At 55.4% G+C, this 17,675-nt stretch carries 16 protein-coding genes; 10 read left to right on the top strand and 6 right to left on the bottom strand.

Going from position 1 to position 17,675, the window contains the following annotated elements:
* Nucleotides 1-1,403: 23S rRNA (uracil(1939)-C(5))-methyltransferase RlmD (rlmD, locus tag GX839_06710; protein ID NLB05148.1), on the bottom strand; the 1,403-nt coding region annotated here is incomplete at its 3' end.
* A gap of 323 nt (nucleotides 1,404-1,726) precedes the next feature.
* On the opposite strand from rlmD, the gene GX839_06705 reads away from it, so the two are divergent.
* Nucleotides 1,727-1,930: a hypothetical protein gene (locus GX839_06705; protein NLB05147.1), complete on the top strand. Its 204-nt coding sequence runs from the start codon at nucleotides 1,727-1,729 to the stop codon at nucleotides 1,928-1,930.
* Nucleotides 1,931-2,081: 151 nt separating this feature from the next.
* On the top strand, nucleotides 2,082-3,224 hold the full coding sequence (locus tag GX839_06700) for a hypothetical protein (GenBank protein ID NLB05146.1): 1,143 nt from the start codon (nucleotides 2,082-2,084) through the stop codon (nucleotides 3,222-3,224).
* Between the two features lie 69 nt (nucleotides 3,225-3,293).
* Here the strand turns inward: GX839_06700 and GX839_06695 are convergent, their stop codons facing one another.
* From GX839_06695 to GX839_06680, 4 genes are all read right to left on the bottom strand, one after another.
* Nucleotides 3,294-4,031: a glycerophosphodiester phosphodiesterase gene (locus GX839_06695; GenBank protein ID NLB05145.1), complete on the bottom strand. Its 738-nt coding sequence runs from the start codon at nucleotides 4,029-4,031 to the stop codon at nucleotides 3,294-3,296.
* Nucleotides 4,032-4,116: 85 nt separating this feature from the next.
* Nucleotides 4,117-5,505, bottom strand: a complete 1,389-nt coding sequence (locus GX839_06690; protein ID NLB05144.1) for an SLC45 family MFS transporter — start codon at nucleotides 5,503-5,505, stop codon at nucleotides 4,117-4,119.
* Between the two features lie 106 nt (nucleotides 5,506-5,611).
* Entirely contained in the window at nucleotides 5,612-5,893 is a 282-nt protein-coding gene (locus tag GX839_06685; protein ID NLB05143.1) for a DUF503 domain-containing protein, read from the bottom strand.
* A gap of 7 nt (nucleotides 5,894-5,900) precedes the next feature.
* Nucleotides 5,901-6,719 carry a hypothetical protein gene (locus tag GX839_06680; protein NLB05142.1) on the bottom strand — a complete coding sequence of 273 codons (819 nt, stop codon included), beginning with the start codon at nucleotides 6,717-6,719 and terminating at the stop codon, nucleotides 5,901-5,903.
* Between the two features lie 272 nt (nucleotides 6,720-6,991).
* Between GX839_06680 and GX839_06675 the strand changes: the two genes are divergently transcribed.
* The 6 genes from GX839_06675 to GX839_06650 are packed head-to-tail and all read left to right on the top strand — an operon-like array spanning nucleotide 6,992 to nucleotide 13,958.
* Nucleotides 6,992-10,393: an aminotransferase class I/II-fold pyridoxal phosphate-dependent enzyme gene (locus tag GX839_06675; protein ID NLB05141.1), complete on the top strand. Its 3,402-nt coding sequence runs from the start codon at nucleotides 6,992-6,994 to the stop codon at nucleotides 10,391-10,393.
* Nucleotides 10,394-10,403: 10 nt separating this feature from the next.
* On the top strand, nucleotides 10,404-11,027 hold the full coding sequence (locus GX839_06670) for a methyltransferase domain-containing protein (GenBank protein NLB05140.1): 624 nt from the start codon (nucleotides 10,404-10,406) through the stop codon (nucleotides 11,025-11,027).
* Entirely contained in the window at nucleotides 11,024-11,365 is a 342-nt protein-coding gene (locus GX839_06665) for a hypothetical protein (GenBank protein ID NLB05139.1), read from the top strand. Before GX839_06670 ends, GX839_06665 begins: the two co-directional genes overlap by 4 nt.
* A 51-nt stretch (nucleotides 11,366-11,416) precedes the next feature.
* A complete protein-coding gene (locus GX839_06660; GenBank protein ID NLB05138.1) occupies nucleotides 11,417-12,391 on the top strand; it encodes a zinc ABC transporter substrate-binding protein in 975 nt (324 codons plus the stop codon).
* Nucleotides 12,388-13,116 carry a metal ABC transporter ATP-binding protein gene (locus tag GX839_06655; protein ID NLB05137.1) on the top strand — a complete coding sequence of 243 codons (729 nt, stop codon included), beginning with the start codon at nucleotides 12,388-12,390 and terminating at the stop codon, nucleotides 13,114-13,116. Before GX839_06660 ends, GX839_06655 begins: the two co-directional genes overlap by 4 nt.
* Nucleotides 13,113-13,958 carry a metal ABC transporter permease gene (locus GX839_06650; protein ID NLB05136.1) on the top strand — a complete coding sequence of 282 codons (846 nt, stop codon included), beginning with the start codon at nucleotides 13,113-13,115 and terminating at the stop codon, nucleotides 13,956-13,958. The genes GX839_06655 and GX839_06650 overlap by 4 nt, the downstream gene beginning before the upstream one ends.
* Here GX839_06650 and GX839_06645 read toward each other — a convergent pair.
* A complete protein-coding gene (locus GX839_06645; GenBank protein NLB05135.1) occupies nucleotides 13,906-14,616 on the bottom strand; it encodes a tRNA threonylcarbamoyladenosine dehydratase in 711 nt (236 codons plus the stop codon). The genes GX839_06650 and GX839_06645 overlap by 53 nt on opposite strands.
* 110 nt (nucleotides 14,617-14,726) lie before the next feature.
* Between GX839_06645 and GX839_06640 the strand changes: the two genes are divergently transcribed.
* Together GX839_06640 and GX839_06635 are read left to right on the top strand one after the other, a co-directional pair.
* The gene (locus GX839_06640; protein NLB05134.1) at nucleotides 14,727-16,157 is read left to right on the top strand and encodes an NAD(P)/FAD-dependent oxidoreductase; all 1,431 of its coding nucleotides are present in this window, start codon (nucleotides 14,727-14,729) and stop codon (nucleotides 16,155-16,157) included.
* 148 nt (nucleotides 16,158-16,305) lie between these two features.
* Nucleotides 16,306-17,661 carry an SPFH domain-containing protein gene (locus GX839_06635; protein ID NLB05133.1) on the top strand — a complete coding sequence of 452 codons (1,356 nt, stop codon included), beginning with the start codon at nucleotides 16,306-16,308 and terminating at the stop codon, nucleotides 17,659-17,661.
* Nucleotides 17,662-17,675 lie beyond the last annotated feature (14 nt).

Here is a 17,675-nt window from a genome sequence, read left to right as displayed (position 1 = left end):
TGTGCCGTCCTGGGGAACATGTCAACCGGCTGTACGGACTCCACCCGGTAAACTTCACTGAGAAGCGCCAGATCCCGGGCCAGTGTGGCCGGATTGCAACTGATATAGACAATGCGGGGTGTTCCTGACCGCTTAATGACTTCAATGGCCTGCGGTTCAAGTCCCTTCCTCGGCGGGTCAGCCACCAGGGCATCAAAGGGAGGGTTGGATCCATTGTCCGAATAGTCCTTCAACCACCGGGTCGCATCGGCTTCAATAAAGGTGAGACTGTCAAGTCCGTTGATCCCCGCATTATTCCTTGCGTCCATGACTGCCTGTTTAACCTGGTCAATACCAGTCACTTCAAGGGGCGGTGCCTGGTCTCTCATGGCAGCCGCGAACTGGAGGCTCAGTGCGCCAACCCCGCAATAAAGGTCAAGGAGGCGTTGACCGGGGATGAGCTTGGCGGCCTTGATGACCTCTTCAAATAAGACAGCTGCCTGCTTCGGATTCACTTGGAAGAAGCTGTCGGGGGAGATCATGTAAGTGACGCCCCGGATGGTTTCCTCAATCGTTCGACTGCCCTCTGCATGCCGGTAATGGGAGGACAGGACCCGGTTGCCTTTTTCTTTCATGTCATTGATCCAGACACTGTGAAGTGTGAACCCTTGTAGTTCAACTGACTCTCTGAGTTCAGGAAGCCAGGAAAAAAACATCACGTCCGCCTCCTGGTCATTGACGACAAAGACCAGCATGACCTGCCTGGAAGAAAAGGCCGTCCGGATAAGCAGATGACGGAGTGTGCCCTGGTGCGTCCCTTCGTCATAGGGCGTGATTGTGCCGCCGGATGCGAGTTCTCTTATACGGTTTACCAGAGAGAGTGCCGGCTGGCTTTGAATTTTGCAATGGCACAGATCCACAAGATCATGTGAACCGAACCGGTATTGCCCGATCGTGAGACTGTTTTTGTCATTGGCTGACCGGCCCACGGGGAAGATGCTCTTTCCCCGGTAGTGGAAGGGATCCTCCATACCGAGGATCGGTCTGAACACAGAAGAACCGGCGTCTATTGGCCCCTGTCGGCTGAGCAGGTCACGCACCCGCTTTTCTTTGTAAGCAAGCTCAGCCTGGTAACTTAGGTGACGGAGCCTGCAGCTGCCGCAGGCGGGAAAGTATTCACAATCACTCTCAATGCGGTCATCGCTTGTTTGAATAATCCGGTCCAGATCCAGCACCAGATAGTGGCGGCTCCTTTTGGTCAAAATGCCTGTCACCTTTTCACCGGGCAGGGCCCCGTCGACAAAGCAGATCATCCCTTCAAGCGAGGTGGAAGGTGAACCGCCTTCCCTGATGATACCGACGCCCTGGCCCCGCTCGTTGAGATCGCGGATTTCGCAAAAGAAGGAATTACGCGTTCCGGCCATGGCTGCTGATTTCCCCCCGTTAGCTGTTACACGATATCTCGACCTGTTTCGACAATAATTATAAACTGTTTTCAGAAGAGTTCCTGTTTCGGTCAATTAATCTCACGGGTGGGAGGCGGAAAGCACACCCTTTTCATAATCTGTGACAGTACCGCTGGCACTTGCACAAAAAGTTGGACTGTGGTATAAAAGTACAGGCTATTATCAAATTGATTATTTGAGTAATATTTGCCCAGATATTAGTAATACCATTGAAGAAGACACTAATATAACTTGAATATATATTAGCAAAATTGAAAAATATTCGGTAGGTCGAAAAAGAAATGAAACGGGTTCTTATACTGATTTCCATAGTCCTTCTCTTACTGGTGATTGCGGTCGGTGGCGTTTGGGCACAAAAAACCGATGAAGAGGCCGAACCAACTGCAACTTTGCTTTCCAGCACCAATACGGACGATGAGGGGATCGGCGGGAACATGTTCGGGGAGGACCCGGTGGAGGGTGCCGCTGTAACCGATATTGAATAATAATTAATAATTTCTCTTGATCCCTTTATGGAAAGGGACTTGACCGGGAAACCTGTTCTGCCGAAACCCCTGAGGGGTGGGGAGCAGATCTTTTTTTGCCCGGCAGGCAGTCCCGTGTGGCGAGGCTGAGATGTGACCGGAGCATGCTATATTGAACCATGTGACTGAGTTGCCGGAAAAGGATATTGTCAAGGGACGGCAGGTCCTGATCGCAGGGCAGAATGAGCTGGCGGCAAGTGTCGTGGAACAGTTGGCAGGGGCCGGTGTCGGCGCCTTTGTTTTTTTATCTTCAACAGAGGGCTTGTCTGCTGATTCCCGGGACGCCATGATCCGTGCCGTCCGTTCAACCGGCCGGGAGGCGGATCTCCGCTTGATCCAGGTCTCAGGCTATGATCCCCGCGCATATCTGTTTCCTGAAGAGACGGATCTTCTGGTTGACTGTTCCACCGACATGAGGGATCATCTCCAGCTGGAGGAGGCAAGCCGGGTTCAGGGGATTCCCATGATACTGGCTTACGAGGACCGTGAGTGTCTGCTGACGGGCCTGGTCGATCCATACGCCGGCAGTCTGGGCCTGCTCTTTTCAGACGGTGCCCGGTTGAGCTCTTTGGTTGCAAAGGGAGAAAAGATGAACAGTTTGCCTGGCGATCCGTTTGTCGGGGCAGTCAGCGACGTATGCCGGCTGACCCTGGCTTCGCTGACGGGCCAGGCCCGTTTTTTCGGATCGAAACTCCGCCTGGTCGAACGGAAGACCGGGAGTCTTTCAGTCCACGTGATGCCAACCGCCATTCCCTCTTATTGGCGCATGGTCCTGATTGGCTCAGATCATCGGAATCTGGATCAGACAAGCTTGTGTGTTTTGCTGGCCCGGTTTTTTACCAAACAGGGCCGGACGGCGGCATGGCTGAAAATTGAAACGCTTGGTCAGGAAGAAAAAACAGCTGTCTTCGAAGAAAACCCTGAATCAGCAGAAGATCCGGTCCGATCGCTTTTCGAGGCGGGATGCCAGCGCGTGATCCGGCTTCTTGCTTCTGAAAAAGGCATCCGGGAGAGGTCTCCGGGCCTTTTGGAAGATTTGTTCGCATCCGTGGGTGCCGGGGGTCTTCTGCTCTGTGAATCAAACACAGCCCGCTTCTTCCTGCAGCCTGGTTATTTTATTCATCTGACCTCCCCTGACGGCGCAGCCGGACCAGCTGCCATCCGTACCCGACGCCTTGCCGACAGACTGATCCCGTCCCCCTTTGCAGCCGTAGAAGTCAAGGACATAAGTCAGCAAATCGATCGAATGATTTGAGCCGTGAAAAGCGCGGGATTCCAGGAGGTTAAGACAAAATACCGATCCCTGCCCTGAATTAAACAGGGTCTACAGTCTTTCCCGACTACCGCGAAGCCTGAGGGCCAGTTCAGGCTCATCCGTCATAATGACCTCAACTCTCCGCCAAAGAGCATTGCGGATAAACCATGGGTGGTTGACCGTCCAGATACGAACCTTCAATCCCCGCCCGTGCGCCTGACGTGTAAGCCAGGGCCAAAGCTGATTGGCAAAGAAGGGATGAATGGCATCCAGGCCATGCATCAATGCTTTACCCACAACAGAGGGCAGAAATTTCTGGTAGAGGAAACCCACATCCATGTCGGGCGCCAGCCTTTTAAAGATCGCCACACTGTCCAGGCTGAAGGATGAGATGATGACACGGTCACGAAGGCCGTAGCTGTCAACCAGCCCGAGGACCTCTTTTTCCATGCCTTCATAGGGGACAATGGTATTCTTGAGCTCCAGATTGGCAGTCATGGAGGTCGTTTTGAACCAGGCCAGAAACTCATCAAGCGAGGGTGCACATTCGAGCGGGGAATCGGGCCTGTAGCGGGCAATGTTCAGGGCGGACAGCTCTTCGAATGTCAGATCCTTGACCCAGAGGTCTTCTCCTGACAGTCTTGCAAGATTCTCATCGTGGCAGATGATCAGCTGACCATCTGCCGTCCGCTGGACATCAAGCTCAATGCCGTCCAGCCCCATGGCTTCCGCAGCCCGGAAAGCTGTCATGGTGTTCTCGGCATGGTATTTCCGGACACCCCGGTGGGCAAAAATTTTTGTTACCATCGAATATCCCCTTTGCAAAGCGCCGGACGAGTGCTCTCTTGTCCGGCGCTTACGGCTGTTCTCAGGCTGTTTCGGCACCCGCTTTCTAGTCGAGGTCGAGTGTAGCCTCCTCCATCACTTCTTTGGTGTGTTGATGGACTTCGCCGTGCTTGACGAAGAGCATGGAGGCGAGTGCCAGCATGAAGCAAATGACTGCGTAGATAAAGAGCGTGTTGTAATCTTTGGTCAGGTCGCGGATGGCTCCCCACAGGATGGGGCTGAAAATCGAAGCCCCAAAGGAGAAAAAGTAGTAATAACCGGTGAAGCGCCCAATCTTGTCAACCGAGGCCAGCTCAACCACCATAGGCAGGGAGTTGATGTTGACACAGGCCCAGCCGAAACCGGCGGAAGCCAGCAGGGCAATGACAACAATCTGCTTGATCATGAGGGTTGACGTGTTTGCGATGTCAACGCCGAAGGCAGACAGAATCGGATTGATAAAGATCATGGGGAGCATGAAGGCAATCAAGAGAATCAGCCCCGTCACGATGGTCCGCTTGCGGCCCCGCTTCCCGGCGATCAGGCCCGCGGGGAGGGCGAAAGCTACGAAAGTCAGTGAGAAGGACGTCAGCATGGTAGTTGCCGTGCCTGCCCCAACTTTCAAGACGTTGACCGCGTACAGGGTAAAGAAAGTCTCGATGGCGTTGTAGGCGCAGAACCAGAAAAATATCGCAGCCAGGATCAAAATCAGGCTTCGCTTTTCACCGGCGGTCAGTTTATGGCCCGCCCCTCCTTTTTCCTTGATGTCCTCGGATTCTTCTTCGGTTTCGAGTGTCCTTGCAAATTCTTTGGCTGTCAGCCTGCGGCCAACGGTCTCACGTTGTGCCCTTGCCCACGCTTCGCCCAAAGGCTCACGGATGAAGAGTAAAAGACAGATCAGTGCCAGGACCATGACGATGGAACCCATCCCGAAAGACAGGCGGCCACTGCTGTCGATTTTCGCCAGAATGCCTCCGACGAGGAAGGCGATGATGCTGCCAATGCCGCCCATCAGGTTGATGATGCCGTTCGCCTTGCTTCGCAGGGGCCGAGGAGTCAAGTCAGGCATGAGGGCAATGACAGGTGACCGCCACAGGGACATGATCAAGTTGAAGCAGATGAGAAATCCCATGAACAGACCCAGGCTGGTTGACCAGGGAACGAGTGCAAAGAAAATGGCCGAGAGGGGGATGCCTATCATGATCCAGGGCATCCGCCGTCCAAACCGGGTGAAGGTGCGGTCACTGTATGCGCCAACCAGAGGTTGGAAAATGATGCCGAAAATGTTGTCAATGGTCATGATAGTCCCGATAACCGTCGTGGAAAGCAGGAAACGCTCTTCCAAAAGTACAGGAACCAGACTGTTGTAGATGCTCCAGGCGAGAGAACTTGCCAGGAAGCCAAAGCCAAGAAAGGCAGTCTTCTTATAATCCAGTTTTCCGGTTGACTGAGACATAAACACCTCCGAATACAAGTTGCCAGATGAATCCGGGATTAGCTGTCACATACGTCAACTGACAGACTTACCGGAAATACGCCTTCATTGTAACAAAGAATGAAGCCTAGAGAAGATCGACTTTCCAGTCTTGGATGTCGCCGTTGCTGTGTTCCTCGATGGTGGTGCGGATCGATTGCTCCAGCGTTCGGCCGCCCCCCTCGCTCAGGACAACGGCTGCCATCCCCAGGCAAAGCGTCTTCCACATATCCTGGCAATCAATTTCCTTGACCGACAGACGGTGGCGCTTTTCCAGGCGGTCAATCAGGCTCTGGCGGACCCGGCGCTTATCCTTGAGGGAATGGCACCAAGGCAAATCGATGATGGTTTCGATGATCAGGACATTCATAGGGACCTCATATACCGGGAGGGCTGAGACTGTTTAGCCGATAAGTCATTCTTGCAAGGAAGGAGGATGCCGCCCCGTCTTCGAGTCTGCCCGCAATGTGGATCAGGGACGGATCACAGGGATCGAATCCGGAAGTAACGATCAAGCGGTCGTTATAATGGACTTCCGCATTGTACTGGATGTGAAAGGAACTGATTTGAAGATACTGGCGCCGGGGATCCAGTTTGACCAGTCTGGCTGCGGCATCGACGGCAAGCCGCGCGTAGTGCGTGTTGTGCAGATGAATGTTCAAGTCCAGGTCGCCCAGACCGATGCGGTAATCAAGGCAGCAGGAAGTGGCGGGGGGATTCGCGGGTGGGCTGAGCCGTTCGATTATTTCCAGGTTGGCAACCCGGGGGTCGCTCAGGGCATTGAATTCGTCCGGATCGAGGATGGCAGCCGGGCGCAGCGGCCTGTGCCGGTCCGTGCTTGCCAGGATCCATTCCGATGTCGCCATCCCAATCAGATTGGCTTCAGCCTGCTTTCCCAGATAATAGTTGTTCTCGCGATAGAAGCGGATGCCATCAAGCCCTCTCGACCAGCTGTCGACTACCAGGATCTCATCGGATCCGGGCAGGCCGGCGATGAGACGGATGGCGTATCCCACCATGATCCAGCAGGCCTTGTGCTTGAGAAGGGATTTGCCGTCGACACCAAGGAGGCGGCAGTTGCGGTCGTCACAGTCTTGCGCGTAATCCATCAGGCGGTGCAGGTGGATACGACCAGAGGGGTCGCAGTCCTGGAACTTGACCGGGTAGCTCTCGACTGAGTGGCAAGAAGTATTCATTTAAAAAGGCGGTTCCGTCTCGCTTTCCTAAACTGCTATCCAACAGTCTAGCACGCCGGACGAAACCATCGGAAAAGAATTGGCTATAGTTGCAGTAAACCAGCCCTGTGAGGACTCATAATTGGCCAGAACGACAGGACGCTGACAATCCTCTTATTTATAACTTGCTCACATTTAAGTGACATACTATGCTTTACTTTGAGGGGATGATGAGGAGACGGCCCTCCTTTTCGGGTGCCTGTTCCACACGATCCTTTATCAGGGAGGATTGCATGAAATTTTTTGAATATCTTGAGCAATTAGAAGAAGTGCCGGGATACAGGGGACTCTTCCGCTTGGTGGAGCGCCTCGGCCAGGGAACGGCCTTTGAAATTCATACTTCGAATGGCCTGATGGAGATTTCCTACGATGAATACCTGGGCCTGATCGATGAGACTGCCAAACGGATGACCGACTATTTCCGCTCCGGCGGCATGCAAAAGGCGATCGAGGAAAAAGAGCGATCCCTGGACAAAGACGATCCGGGCCGGCGGGGTTGGGTGGGCATCCAGATGCAAAACGGCCCCGGATTCGGCATCTGCTACTGGGCAGCCATGGCCTCGGGCCACCCGGTTGTCCTGATCGATGTCAGAGCATCGGATCCATTGACTGACACACTGGCGGCTGAAACAGGTATCATTGCACTCATCGCTGACGAGGCAGCTGAGCGGACGACGCCCTATCCCGTCATCCCGGCCCTGGCCTTGATGCCCGACTGGCGCGATGCCGGTGTACGCCAGCGCTATGCCCGGGGCGGCAAAAATGAACTGGCTGCACCGGCTTCTGAACTTGACGGCTGGGGCGGACACATCTGCCTGTGCACAAGCGGGACGACCGGCATCTCGCGCTGCTACGTCCACGATGATATCGGGATCACCGAGCAGTATGGCATCCTGAAAAAACTGCTTGCGTCAACCGACCGCTTTGCCCGGGAAGGGGTCAAGGAAAAGGCGGTTGCCTTTATTCCCTGGCACCACGTCTTCGGCTTCATTGTCTGCTTCCTCTTCCCGCAGGTCTTTGGCAACACCATGGTGATTCCGGCGAAACCATCACCTGAAGCCATTGTCCAGGCCTGCAAGGAGAGCAGGGTCACTCAGTTTGTTGCCATTCCCGCTGTCTGGAATGGGGTCGCTCAACTGGTAAAAAAACGCTTTGTTGAGATGAGTGGCACATCACCCGAAGATTTTGACAAAATGATCGAACTGTCGCTGTCCTACCAGGAAGCAGGGGTGGATCTGCCCATGCCGGTTGCGGGCATGCTGCAGATGATCCGAGAGCAGCTTGTGGGAAATGAGCTTTACATTGCCGTCTCAGGCGGCGGCTACATCCTGCCGGAGACGCTGCGGATACTGAATGGCCTTGGCTATTACCTGGTCAATGGATACGGGATGACAGAGATCGGCATCTATTCCGTTGTCAATACCGAGGTGCTGGCAGACCGGCTGGATGGAAACGTCGGGGCACCACTCTTTGACGATTCGCTGAGGATGGTTCCGCTAGGCGACGAGCAGAGGGACAGGGATGATCCCTGCGAACGCGGCGAATTGACAGTCCGTTCCAACGTTGTCTTTTGCGGCACGCTGCGGGGAGGCATCTTCCATGCCCGGGACCGGAAGGAGTGGTTTCACACAGGTGATATCGGCCGCTTCTGCGGTGACCGGATTTTCCTGGACGGCCGGGTTAAAGATATTATCCTGAAAGCCAGCGGAGAAAATCTCTACCCCGATGAACTGGAGGGGGCTTTTGCGACCGTTCCCGGCTTGCAAAAATACGTCATTTTTGGACTTCCGGAGGGCCTCTATGACAGAATTGCCATGCTGGTTGAACCGGTTGAAGGAGCTGATCCGGAGGTCTTGGCGGAAGCCGTTGCGGAAATCAACCTCACCATGCCGCTCGACCAGCAGATCGAACGGTTCTTCGTATCGAAAAAACCGCTCGATCTTTCCGCTTCTGCCAAAGTCAGGCGGGGCCCTGTCGCTGAAGCTGTAGCCAGCGGTGATTGGCCCCTGACCGAGTACCCGCTTGCAGCCAGGAAAAAGGCAGCAGAAGCTGTAGCGCCGTCAGAAACGGAGATCCGCGCCTCGTCTTACTGCACGCCTGAGATCGCGGCTGATCCCGCCTTTTTTGAGGTGAGAAAGACCGTCCAGTCACTGATCGCGGAGCTGCTGGACCTGCCTTTCGACCAGGTTGAGCCTTCCTCCTACTTTTCACAGGATTTGGGCGGTGACAGCCTGCAAAGTATTTCATTGCTTACCCACGCAGAAGTGGAATTTGGACTGGCCATCGATGAACGCCTTTTCGACCGCGACTTGACGGTCAACGACATCGCGGCGCTGGTATTCCGTCGCATCCACGGTGAATTTGCCGATGGGCGCGCCGCCGATACCTCCGAGCCTGACCGCCAGGTGACGCGGATTAAGACTTTTGAGGAAACACCCGAATACAAAGCTTTCGCCGAGAGGCGTGATTCGCTGACGGCGGCTCTTGAGATGTTCGGCAATCCCTACTTCATTGCGCAGGATTCATCCTTGCGGGATGTATCCTATATCGGCGGCCGCAAGATGCTGAATTTTGCCTCCTACAACTACGTTGGTCTTTCCGGTGACCCCGAGGTCAACCAGGCAGCCATTGAAGCGGTGAAACAGTACGGTACGTCGGCAAGCGGCAGCCGCCTGATTGCCGGGGAAAAGACAGTTCATCAGGATCTCGAAAAGGCCTTGGCTGCCTGGAAGGGAACAGAAGATGCCCTTGTCCTGGTCGGCGGACATTCAACCAATGTCACCTTTGTCGGCAATTTTTGCGGTGAACGGGATCTGATTCTCTATGATGTTTTGAGCCATAACTCCATTACGGAGGGCATCCGGATGGCGCAGGCAGACGCCCGCCCCTTCCCGCACAATGACTTCCAGGCTCTTGAGCAGCTCCTGAAGAACCGGCGCGACCGCTACGAAAAAGTCCTGATTGTTATCGAAGGCGCTTACAGCATGGATGGAGATGTCGCCCCCGTGCCCGAATTCGTACGGATCAAAAAAACCTATGACTGTTTTCTCATGGTTGATGAGGCCCATTCCATGCTGGTGCTGGGAAAGACAGGACGTGGCGTCGATGAACATTTCGGGATTGATCCCAAAGATATTGACATTCACATGGGAACACTTTCAAAAGGTTTTGGAACCTGCGGAGGTTATTTGGCGGGAAGCCGCAATTTGATCGAATACCTCCGCTACAATCTTCCCGGCTTTGTCTTCTCCGTTGGAATCAGCCCGCCGCTCGCGGCCGCTGTTTTAAAAGGGATCGAAATCATGGAGCGTGATTCGAGCCGGGTCGACCGTCTGCGCCGCAATATCAAAATTTTCCTCGATGAGGCCCACCGCTATGGCTTTGATACCTGTCTGGCGGAGGAAACAGCCGTCACGCCCATCATGATCGGCTCGGACGAGATTGCATTCATGCTGTCAAAACAGCTGGAGGATGAAGGAATTATCGTTCCGCCGGCCGTCTTCCCGGCCGTTGCCAGAGGACAGGCCCGGCTGCGCTTCTGCATGACAAGCGAGCACACGGAGGAACAAATCCTGTCGGCGCTGGCCACGCTCCACCGGCTGGCATCGCGGTATCCGGGCCTTCTGGCACATTAAGGTGAAATCAATGGACAGCACGGGACTTTTCAATGAAAGAGCCGGCGAATACGACGCCTGGTATGAGAATAATCCACTGATTCTGGCAGCTGAGATTGAAGCTGTCCGCCAGGTGACACCACCTTTCGAAGATGCCCTCGAGGTGGGTGTCGGGACAGGGCGTTTTGCACAGGCCCTGGGTGTCAAGCTGGGCCTCGAGCCGTCTTCGGGCATGGCAGCATACGCGCGGGCACGGGGCATTGAAGTGGTCGAGGGTTTCGCGGAAGCCCTGCCCTTCGAAAACGAAAGCTTTGACGCTGTATTCATGATCACAGTCGACTGTTATCTTGAGGAGCTGTCTCCGGTCTTGAATGAATGCCACCGTGTGCTTTCCCCGCACGGCCATTTGATTCTGGGCCATGTCGATATTGACGCCCCCCTGGGAGCTGTCTATGAAGAGGAGCGTGATCAGGATCCCTTTTATAAGAACGCTTATTTCAGGGGCACAAAAGAAATGCTGACCGAGCTGGACAGGGCAGGCTTTGAACTTGTAAAAATCCGGCAAACGGTTTTCACTTTTGAAAATGTTGCCCAGGAAGTCCGGGAAGGTCACGGCGACGGTGTCTTTGTCGCCATGTGCGCGGTGAAACCATGAAAAAAGACACCATTTACGTTATCTACTGGTTTTTTGCGCTGGCCCCCTTCCTCACGGCCCTCCCGCTCTTTTTCCTGATGCCGGAAAATGTGGCTGCCCGCTATTATGCCCTGGCCATACTGGAACGTCAGGGAACGCGGTGGGAAGTCTTCCTGATCCCCACTGGCTGGCTGGCAGCCGACATCGTGCTCCACTACGTTTTCAGGCTGGTTGAACGGCGGGCAGATCCACTGCCTTTGGGTCTGGCGGCTTCCCGCCTGGCAACGGCGGGGATTTTTTGCGCTTTTGCCATCACGAACGAGCTGCTCTTGTACCGGTCAGCCATGATGGTATTCTAGATCCGGAACCTTTTTCATCCAGCAGGTCGTAAAGGGGGGAGGGTCATGGCCGTGGCCAGGAAAAACCGTCATCCGTGGTTGCCCGTTTTGTTTTTTACCCTGCTCGCAGCTTTTCTCCTTTCCGCCGGCTGCTCCCGGACAGATGGCAAGGGGCCGGAAAAAGATAAACTTGATGTCATTGCGACCATCTTTCCTCCCTTCGATTTCGCGCGCCAGGCGGGCGGTGAGCAGGTGGAGGTTTCCATGCTTCTGCCTCCCGGTTCGGAAAGCCATACCTACGAACCGTCACCCAGAGATGTGATCCGGATCAAAGATTGCGATTTATTTATTTACAATGGCGGCCCTTCGGATGCCTGGGTGGACCGACTGCTGGAAGCAGCGGAGATCGAGCCTGCCAGAACCGTCCGCATGATGGATTATGTGACCTTGATTGAAGAATCGGACCAAGGTGTGCTCGAGGGCGAAGCCGAACAGGAGACGGGTCCTCATATCCACCACTACGATGAGCATATCTGGACCGATCCCATGAACGCGCTCCGGATTGCGGAGGGGATCGCAAAAAGCCTTGGTGCCATCGATCCTGTCCATGCAGCCGATTACCGGACCAATGTCAGCCGCTTCGGCGATGAGTTACGGGCGCTGGACCACACCTTCAGGGAAATTGTCCAGGCCGGGCCACGCCGCGAGATTATTGTGGCGGACCGTTTCCCCCTCATCTATTTCACAACAGCCTACGATCTTGGCTATATGGCAGCTTTTCCCGGCTGCGCGGCAGAGACGGATCCCAAACCGCGGACCGTGTCGGCCATCATCGAAAAGGTGCGAAGGGAACAAATCCCTTTCATTTTTCACATGGAGTTTTCTGACCAGAAGCTGGCCGATCTGGTGGTTTCGGAAACAGGTGCCCAGAAGCTGCTTTTCCACGCCGCTCATAACGTATCAAGAGAGGAGATTGAGCAAGGGGTGACTTATCTTTCGCTCATGAAAGAGAATGCGGAAAATCTCCGCAGGGGCCTGGCGAAATGAGCCGGTTGCTGACACTGGACAGGGTCAGTTTCGCTTACGACCGCCGGCTCGTCGTCAATGACTTGTCCTTCACGCTGGACGAGGGCGATTATCTGGCGGTGATCGGCGAAAACGGATCAGGAAAGACCACACTCCTGCTTGGCCTGCTTGGCTTGAAAGAACCTTCGTCCGGGGTCATCGGACGGGGTGACGCCCTGCGATTCCACCGGATCGGTTATCTGCCGCAACAGGTGCCCGAACAGCGCGATTTCCCTGCGACTGTGCAGGAAATCGTCATGTCTGGACGGCTCAACCGCCACAGGCTGATTTCCTTTTATTCAGGGGAAGACCGGAAAGCCACGGGTTCGGTCATGCGGCGCCTGGCCTTGGAAGACCTGACAAAGCGTTCCTTCCGTGAATTGTCGGGAGGACAGCGCCAGCGGGTCCTCCTTGCCCGGGCCCTGGTGGCAGCCGAGGGATTGCTCCTGCTGGATGAACCGGTCGCGGGCCTTGACCCGGTGGTTTCCCACGATTTCTACCGCCTGATCCGTGAACTCAACCAGGGCGGGGTGACCGTCGTCATGGTCTCCCACGATATCCACTGTGTGACGCGCGACTCAACCCATGTCTTGCATTTGGGATATGGCCACCATTTTTTCGGGACAACGGATGAATACATGAACAGTGAACTGGTTGCCTCTTATCTGCCGGGCCGCAAGGGAGAGCGCCGGGGAGGGCAGGCATGACCGCTTTCATGGCAGATTTCTTCTCATTCTCCTTCCTCCTTCGGGCGCTGGTCGGGGGCTCGCTTATCGCGCTCTGTGCTTCGCTTCTTGGAACCAGCCTGGTTCTGACCCGCTATGCCATGATCGGTGATGGCCTGTCCCACGTCGCTTTTGGCACCCTGGCGGTTGCCATGGCCTTTTCCACTTCCCCCCTCGTGGTTTCGCTTCCGGTTGTCATGGCGGCAGCCTTCTTGCTCCTGCGCTTGAGCAGCAGCGCACGCGTCCGCGGGGACGCCGCCATTGCCATGCTTTCGTCCGCCAGCATGGCGGCGGGAGTGGTTGCGATTTCGCTGGCAAAGGGGATGAATACGGATTTATACGGCTTCATGTTCGGCAGCATTTTGTCCATGACAAAAAGCGATCTGACCATGGCGGTTGTTCTCTCGCTTGTTGTCGCTGCTCTTTTTCTTTTTTCCTACAACAAGCTTTTTGCTGTGACTTTCGATGAAAACTTCGCCCGGGCTTCCGGGATCCGGGCCGGGCTCTGGAATGGCCTGCTTGCAATCCTGGCCTCGGTCACGATCGTTCTTGGCATGCGGATGATGGGAGCCATCCTGATCGCCAGCCTGATTATTTTTCCTCCCCTGTCGGCTATGCGCCTTTGCGGGAGTTTCAAGGGAGTAACCCTTGTTTCGTCACTTGCCTCGCTTGCCTGTTTTGCGGCAGGACTCTTTTTATCCTATGGCCTTGACTTGCCTTCAGGGCCCGTCATTGTTCTTGTCAATGCCGGATGTTTCCTCATTTTCTCGCTCATCCGGCTGATTCGCGGAGCACGAGATCGGCGATCACTTCTGAAGCAATGAGGAAGCCCGCGACCGGCGCCACGGTAGGAACACTGCCGACCTGGCGAGGCTCCCCGTCCATCTTAACGGGCGGCTCCTCCGAACAAAGGACCTTGACTTTTTCGATGCCGTGTTTCCTCAGACCCTGGCGGACGCGACGTGCCAGGGGGTCACCCTGGATGCCGGAAAGTTCAGCCAGCCGGAGGCGGGAGGGATCCCGGCGGTTTCCCGTGCCCATGGAAGAGATCAGAGGAATGCCGCCATGGCAGGCTGAGGCGATCAGATCGACTTTGGCGCTGACAGAATCAATGGCATCGACGATGTAATCAACAACCGGGCAGCGGTCCCGCAAACCCCGGGCGGCTCCGGGGAACAGGCGCTCCCGAAAGCAAAGGACATCGATGGCTCTGTTGATGTCCCTGACTCGCCTGGCCGCCAGGTCACACTTTGCCTGACCGACCGTGCTTTCGAGCGCATAGAGCTGACGGTTGAGATTGGAGGGCGAGATGACATCAGGGTCGACCAGGATCAGTCTGCCCGTTCCCGCGCGCGCCAGAGCCTCGACGGTCCATGAACCGACCCCGCCGAGCCCTGCGACAAGCACAGTTTTGCCGGCCAATGCTTCGATGGCCGATTGCGGCCAGAGCAAGCGTGTCCGTTCATGCCGGTCAAAATCCATGGCTGACCTTCACTTTCCTCTGATTGCCAAAATACTTGGTCCTGATTTGCTTCACAAGCGTGATATCATAAACGGGTCCTCCATGTAAAGCAAGGAGGTTGGGAGAGAAAATGAAAAAAGCAGATGTTGCCATTATCGGTGCCGGTCTTGCGGGTATCTTTGCGGCCTATGAGCTTATTACCAAAGCGCCCCGGTTGAATATCCTGCTCCTGGAGCAGGGTGACCCGATTGCTTCCCGCCAGTGCCCCATCCTGGAAAAGAAGGTCAGCAAGTGCATTAATTGCAAACCCTGTGCCATCATGCGGGGTTTTGGCGGAGCTGGTGCCTTCTCGGACGGCAAATTCAATTTCACAACGGAATTCGGCGGCTGGCTGACCGATTATCTGGAGCCTGCCAAAGTGCTCGAACTTATCGATGACGTCGATGCCGTCAACAGGCAATTCGGGGCGACCCATGAGGTTTATTCGACCGCGACACCGGAGGCTGAGGCCATCGGCCGCCGCGCCCTTTCCCATGACATTCACCTGCTGAATGCCCGGGTCAAGCATCTGGGAACCGAGCACAACCGCAAAATTCTGGAGCGGATCTTCGATTGGCTGAACGCACACATTGAGCTCTCATGCCGAACGGAAGTGAAAGAGATAATTCCCATCAAGGATGGCAGGCCCATCGATCATTTGAACGGGGTCACCCCCGACTCCTATGAGCTTGAAACAACCAAGGGCCGTGTTGCCTGCGACATCCTGATTGCAGCACCGGGCCGGTCGGGGGCCGAATGGTTCAGCGATGTCTGCCGGGCACTCCACCTGCCCATGATCAATAATCAGGTTGATCTGGGCGTCCGTGTTGAATTGCCCGCCCTGGTTTTCAAAGAAATCACGGATGCCATGTATGAAGCCAAGCTGAAATACATGACGCGGCGCTACAACGACATTGTCCGGACTTTTTGCATGAATCCCTACGGTTACGTTGTGACCGAAAACACCGACGGTATCATCACCGTGAACGGACACAGCTATGATGATCCGGCCCTGCGAAGCGAAAACACCAACTTCGCGCTTTTGGTCAGCAACCGCTTCACCGAGCCCTTCAAGGAACCGTACCGTTATGGCAAGCACATTGCCTCACTTTCCAACATGCTGGGCGGCGGGGTCATGGTGCAGCGGCTGGGCGACTTGCGTGACGGTCGGCGGACCAATGAACACAGGATGTCAAAGAGTTTTGTCCGTCCGACGCTGGAGGCGACACCCGGCGACCTGAGTTTGGCGCTTCCCAAACGTCATTTGGACAATATCATGGAAATGCTGGACGTTCTTGACAAACTGGCGCCCGGCACAGCCAACGCCGACACCCTCCTTTACGGGGTCGAGGTCAAGTTCTACAGCGCCCGCCTGGAGCTGACCCGCGAGTTCGAAACGGGCCTTTCGCACTTTTTTGCCATCGGCGACGGGGCTGGCATCACCCGGGGGCTTTCCCAGGCTGGTGCAAGCGGCATCCATGTGGCCAGGGCCATTTTGAAAAGGATGAAAGGTAAGTCCTGACGGGTGTATCGGGCATAGGCCGGATGCCGGCAGAAAGAAGACAGCATGTGGTAAGATAACGAGGATCCCAATTGACGCAGCAGGGCGTTCTTTCCGGGACTTTCAACAATCGATATTCGAAATTATAAGAAATGCAAAGGAGAAAAAAATGGGCTTACTGAAAGCAGCAGGCGGAGCGATCGGCGGAGTACTGGCCGACCAGTGGCGCGAGTTTTTCTACAGCGATGCCCTGGCCGACGACGTGATCGTTAAAAAAGGGCAGAAACGGACCTCTTCGCGAAGCAGCAATGTCAAGGGCGAGGAGAACATCATCTCGAACGGATCCATCGTCGCCGTCAATGACGGTCAATGCATGATCATCGTCGAACAGGGCAGAGTCGTCGACTTCAGCGCCGAGCCCGGCGAGTATATTTACGATACTTCAACGGAGCCTTCTCTATTTTACGGACCGCTCGGCAAGAATATCCTGGGGACCTTCAAGCGGATTGGTTACCGTTTTACCATGGGCGGGGATACGGGGAAAGACCAGCGCGTCTACTATTTCAACATGAAGGAAATGATGAACAATAAGTTCGGTACGGCCAACGCTGTTCCTTTCCGGGTGGTCGACCGCAACATCGGCCTTGACGTCGACATTTCCATCAAGGCCTTTGGAGAGTATTCCTACAAGATCGAAGACCCGCTCCTCTTCTATACCAACGTGTCAGGCAACGTTGAGGAGCCTTACAAGCGTGACCGCATGGATGAACAGTTGCGCGCGGAACTGATGAACGCGCTCCAGCCGGCCTTCGCCAAGATTTCCGCCATGGGCATCCGCTACAGTGAGCTGCCCGGTCATACCGAGGAAATCGCCAAGGCCCTGAACGAGGTTCTGTCAGAAAAGTGGGGCAACCTGCGCGGGATTAAGGTCGTTTCTGTTGGACTCCAGTCGGTCAAGGCTTCGGAAGAAGATGAGCAAATGATCAAGGAGCTCCAGAAGAGCGCGGTCTTCCGCGATCCGACCATGGCGGCGGCCGGTCTTGTCGGCGCCCAGGCGGATGCCATGAGAGCAGCGGCCTCAAATGAAGGCGCCGGTCCTTTCATGGCCTTTGCCGGTATGAGCATGGCCCAGATGGCCGGTGGCGGGCAGGCAGGTCAGCTCTTCCAGCAGGGAGCTCAGCAGGCCCAGGCACAGGCGACCGTTCCGGTTGGTGTTACGGAAGTCCCGGTCTGGAAGTGCCCCGAGTGCGGCAAGGCCGATAATTCAAGCAAATTCTGCGCCAACTGCGGCGCACCCAAGCCGGAAGTCGAGGAATGGGTCTGCGAGTGCGGCACCACCAATACGGGCAAGTTCTGTGAGAACTGCGGCAAACCGCGGCCGGTTGTCAAGCACTACCGTTGTGACAAGTGTGGCTGGGAACCCGAAGACCCGACCAAGCCGCCCAAGTTCTGCCCGGAGTGCGGTGACGTGTTCGATGAACTTGATGTGGTCGGCGGGGAAGAGCAGGCAACCGGGAAAGAATAAGGGCAAAAGAGTTA

The sequence above is a fragment of the Fastidiosipila sp. genome, assembly GCA_012511175.1.
In the GTDB taxonomy this organism is placed as follows: domain Bacteria; phylum Bacillota; class Clostridia; order Saccharofermentanales; family DTU023; genus UBA4923.
Note: the sequence above shows the minus strand (reverse complement) of the source record. Positions and strands in the feature narration are given on the sequence as shown.

What these genes read in the sequence shown, in the direction of transcription:
- GX839_06665 (NLB05139.1), top strand. Translation starts at nt 11,024, where the DNA reads ATGAAAAAAGACACCATTTACGTTATCTACTGGTTTTTTGCGCTGGCC.
- GX839_06685 (NLB05143.1), bottom strand. Translation starts at nt 5,893, where the DNA reads ATGAATGTCCTGATCATCGAAACCATCATCGATTTGCCTTGGTGCCAT.
- GX839_06650 (NLB05136.1), top strand. Translation starts at nt 13,113, where the DNA reads ATGACCGCTTTCATGGCAGATTTCTTCTCATTCTCCTTCCTCCTTCGG.
- GX839_06645 (NLB05135.1), bottom strand. Translation starts at nt 14,616, where the DNA reads ATGGATTTTGACCGGCATGAACGGACACGCTTGCTCTGGCCGCAATCG.
- GX839_06640 (NLB05134.1), top strand. Translation starts at nt 14,727, where the DNA reads ATGAAAAAAGCAGATGTTGCCATTATCGGTGCCGGTCTTGCGGGTATC.
- GX839_06655 (NLB05137.1), top strand. Translation starts at nt 12,388, where the DNA reads ATGAGCCGGTTGCTGACACTGGACAGGGTCAGTTTCGCTTACGACCGC.
- GX839_06670 (NLB05140.1), top strand. Translation starts at nt 10,404, where the DNA reads ATGGACAGCACGGGACTTTTCAATGAAAGAGCCGGCGAATACGACGCC.
- GX839_06695 (NLB05145.1), bottom strand. Translation starts at nt 4,031, where the DNA reads ATGGTAACAAAAATTTTTGCCCACCGGGGTGTCCGGAAATACCATGCC.
- GX839_06690 (NLB05144.1), bottom strand. Translation starts at nt 5,505, where the DNA reads ATGTCTCAGTCAACCGGAAAACTGGATTATAAGAAGACTGCCTTTCTT.
- GX839_06680 (NLB05142.1), bottom strand. Translation starts at nt 6,719, where the DNA reads ATGAATACTTCTTGCCACTCAGTCGAGAGCTACCCGGTCAAGTTCCAG.
- GX839_06675 (NLB05141.1), top strand. Translation starts at nt 6,992, where the DNA reads ATGAAATTTTTTGAATATCTTGAGCAATTAGAAGAAGTGCCGGGATAC.
- GX839_06635 (NLB05133.1), top strand. Translation starts at nt 16,306, where the DNA reads ATGGGCTTACTGAAAGCAGCAGGCGGAGCGATCGGCGGAGTACTGGCC.
- GX839_06705 (NLB05147.1), top strand. Translation starts at nt 1,727, where the DNA reads ATGAAACGGGTTCTTATACTGATTTCCATAGTCCTTCTCTTACTGGTG.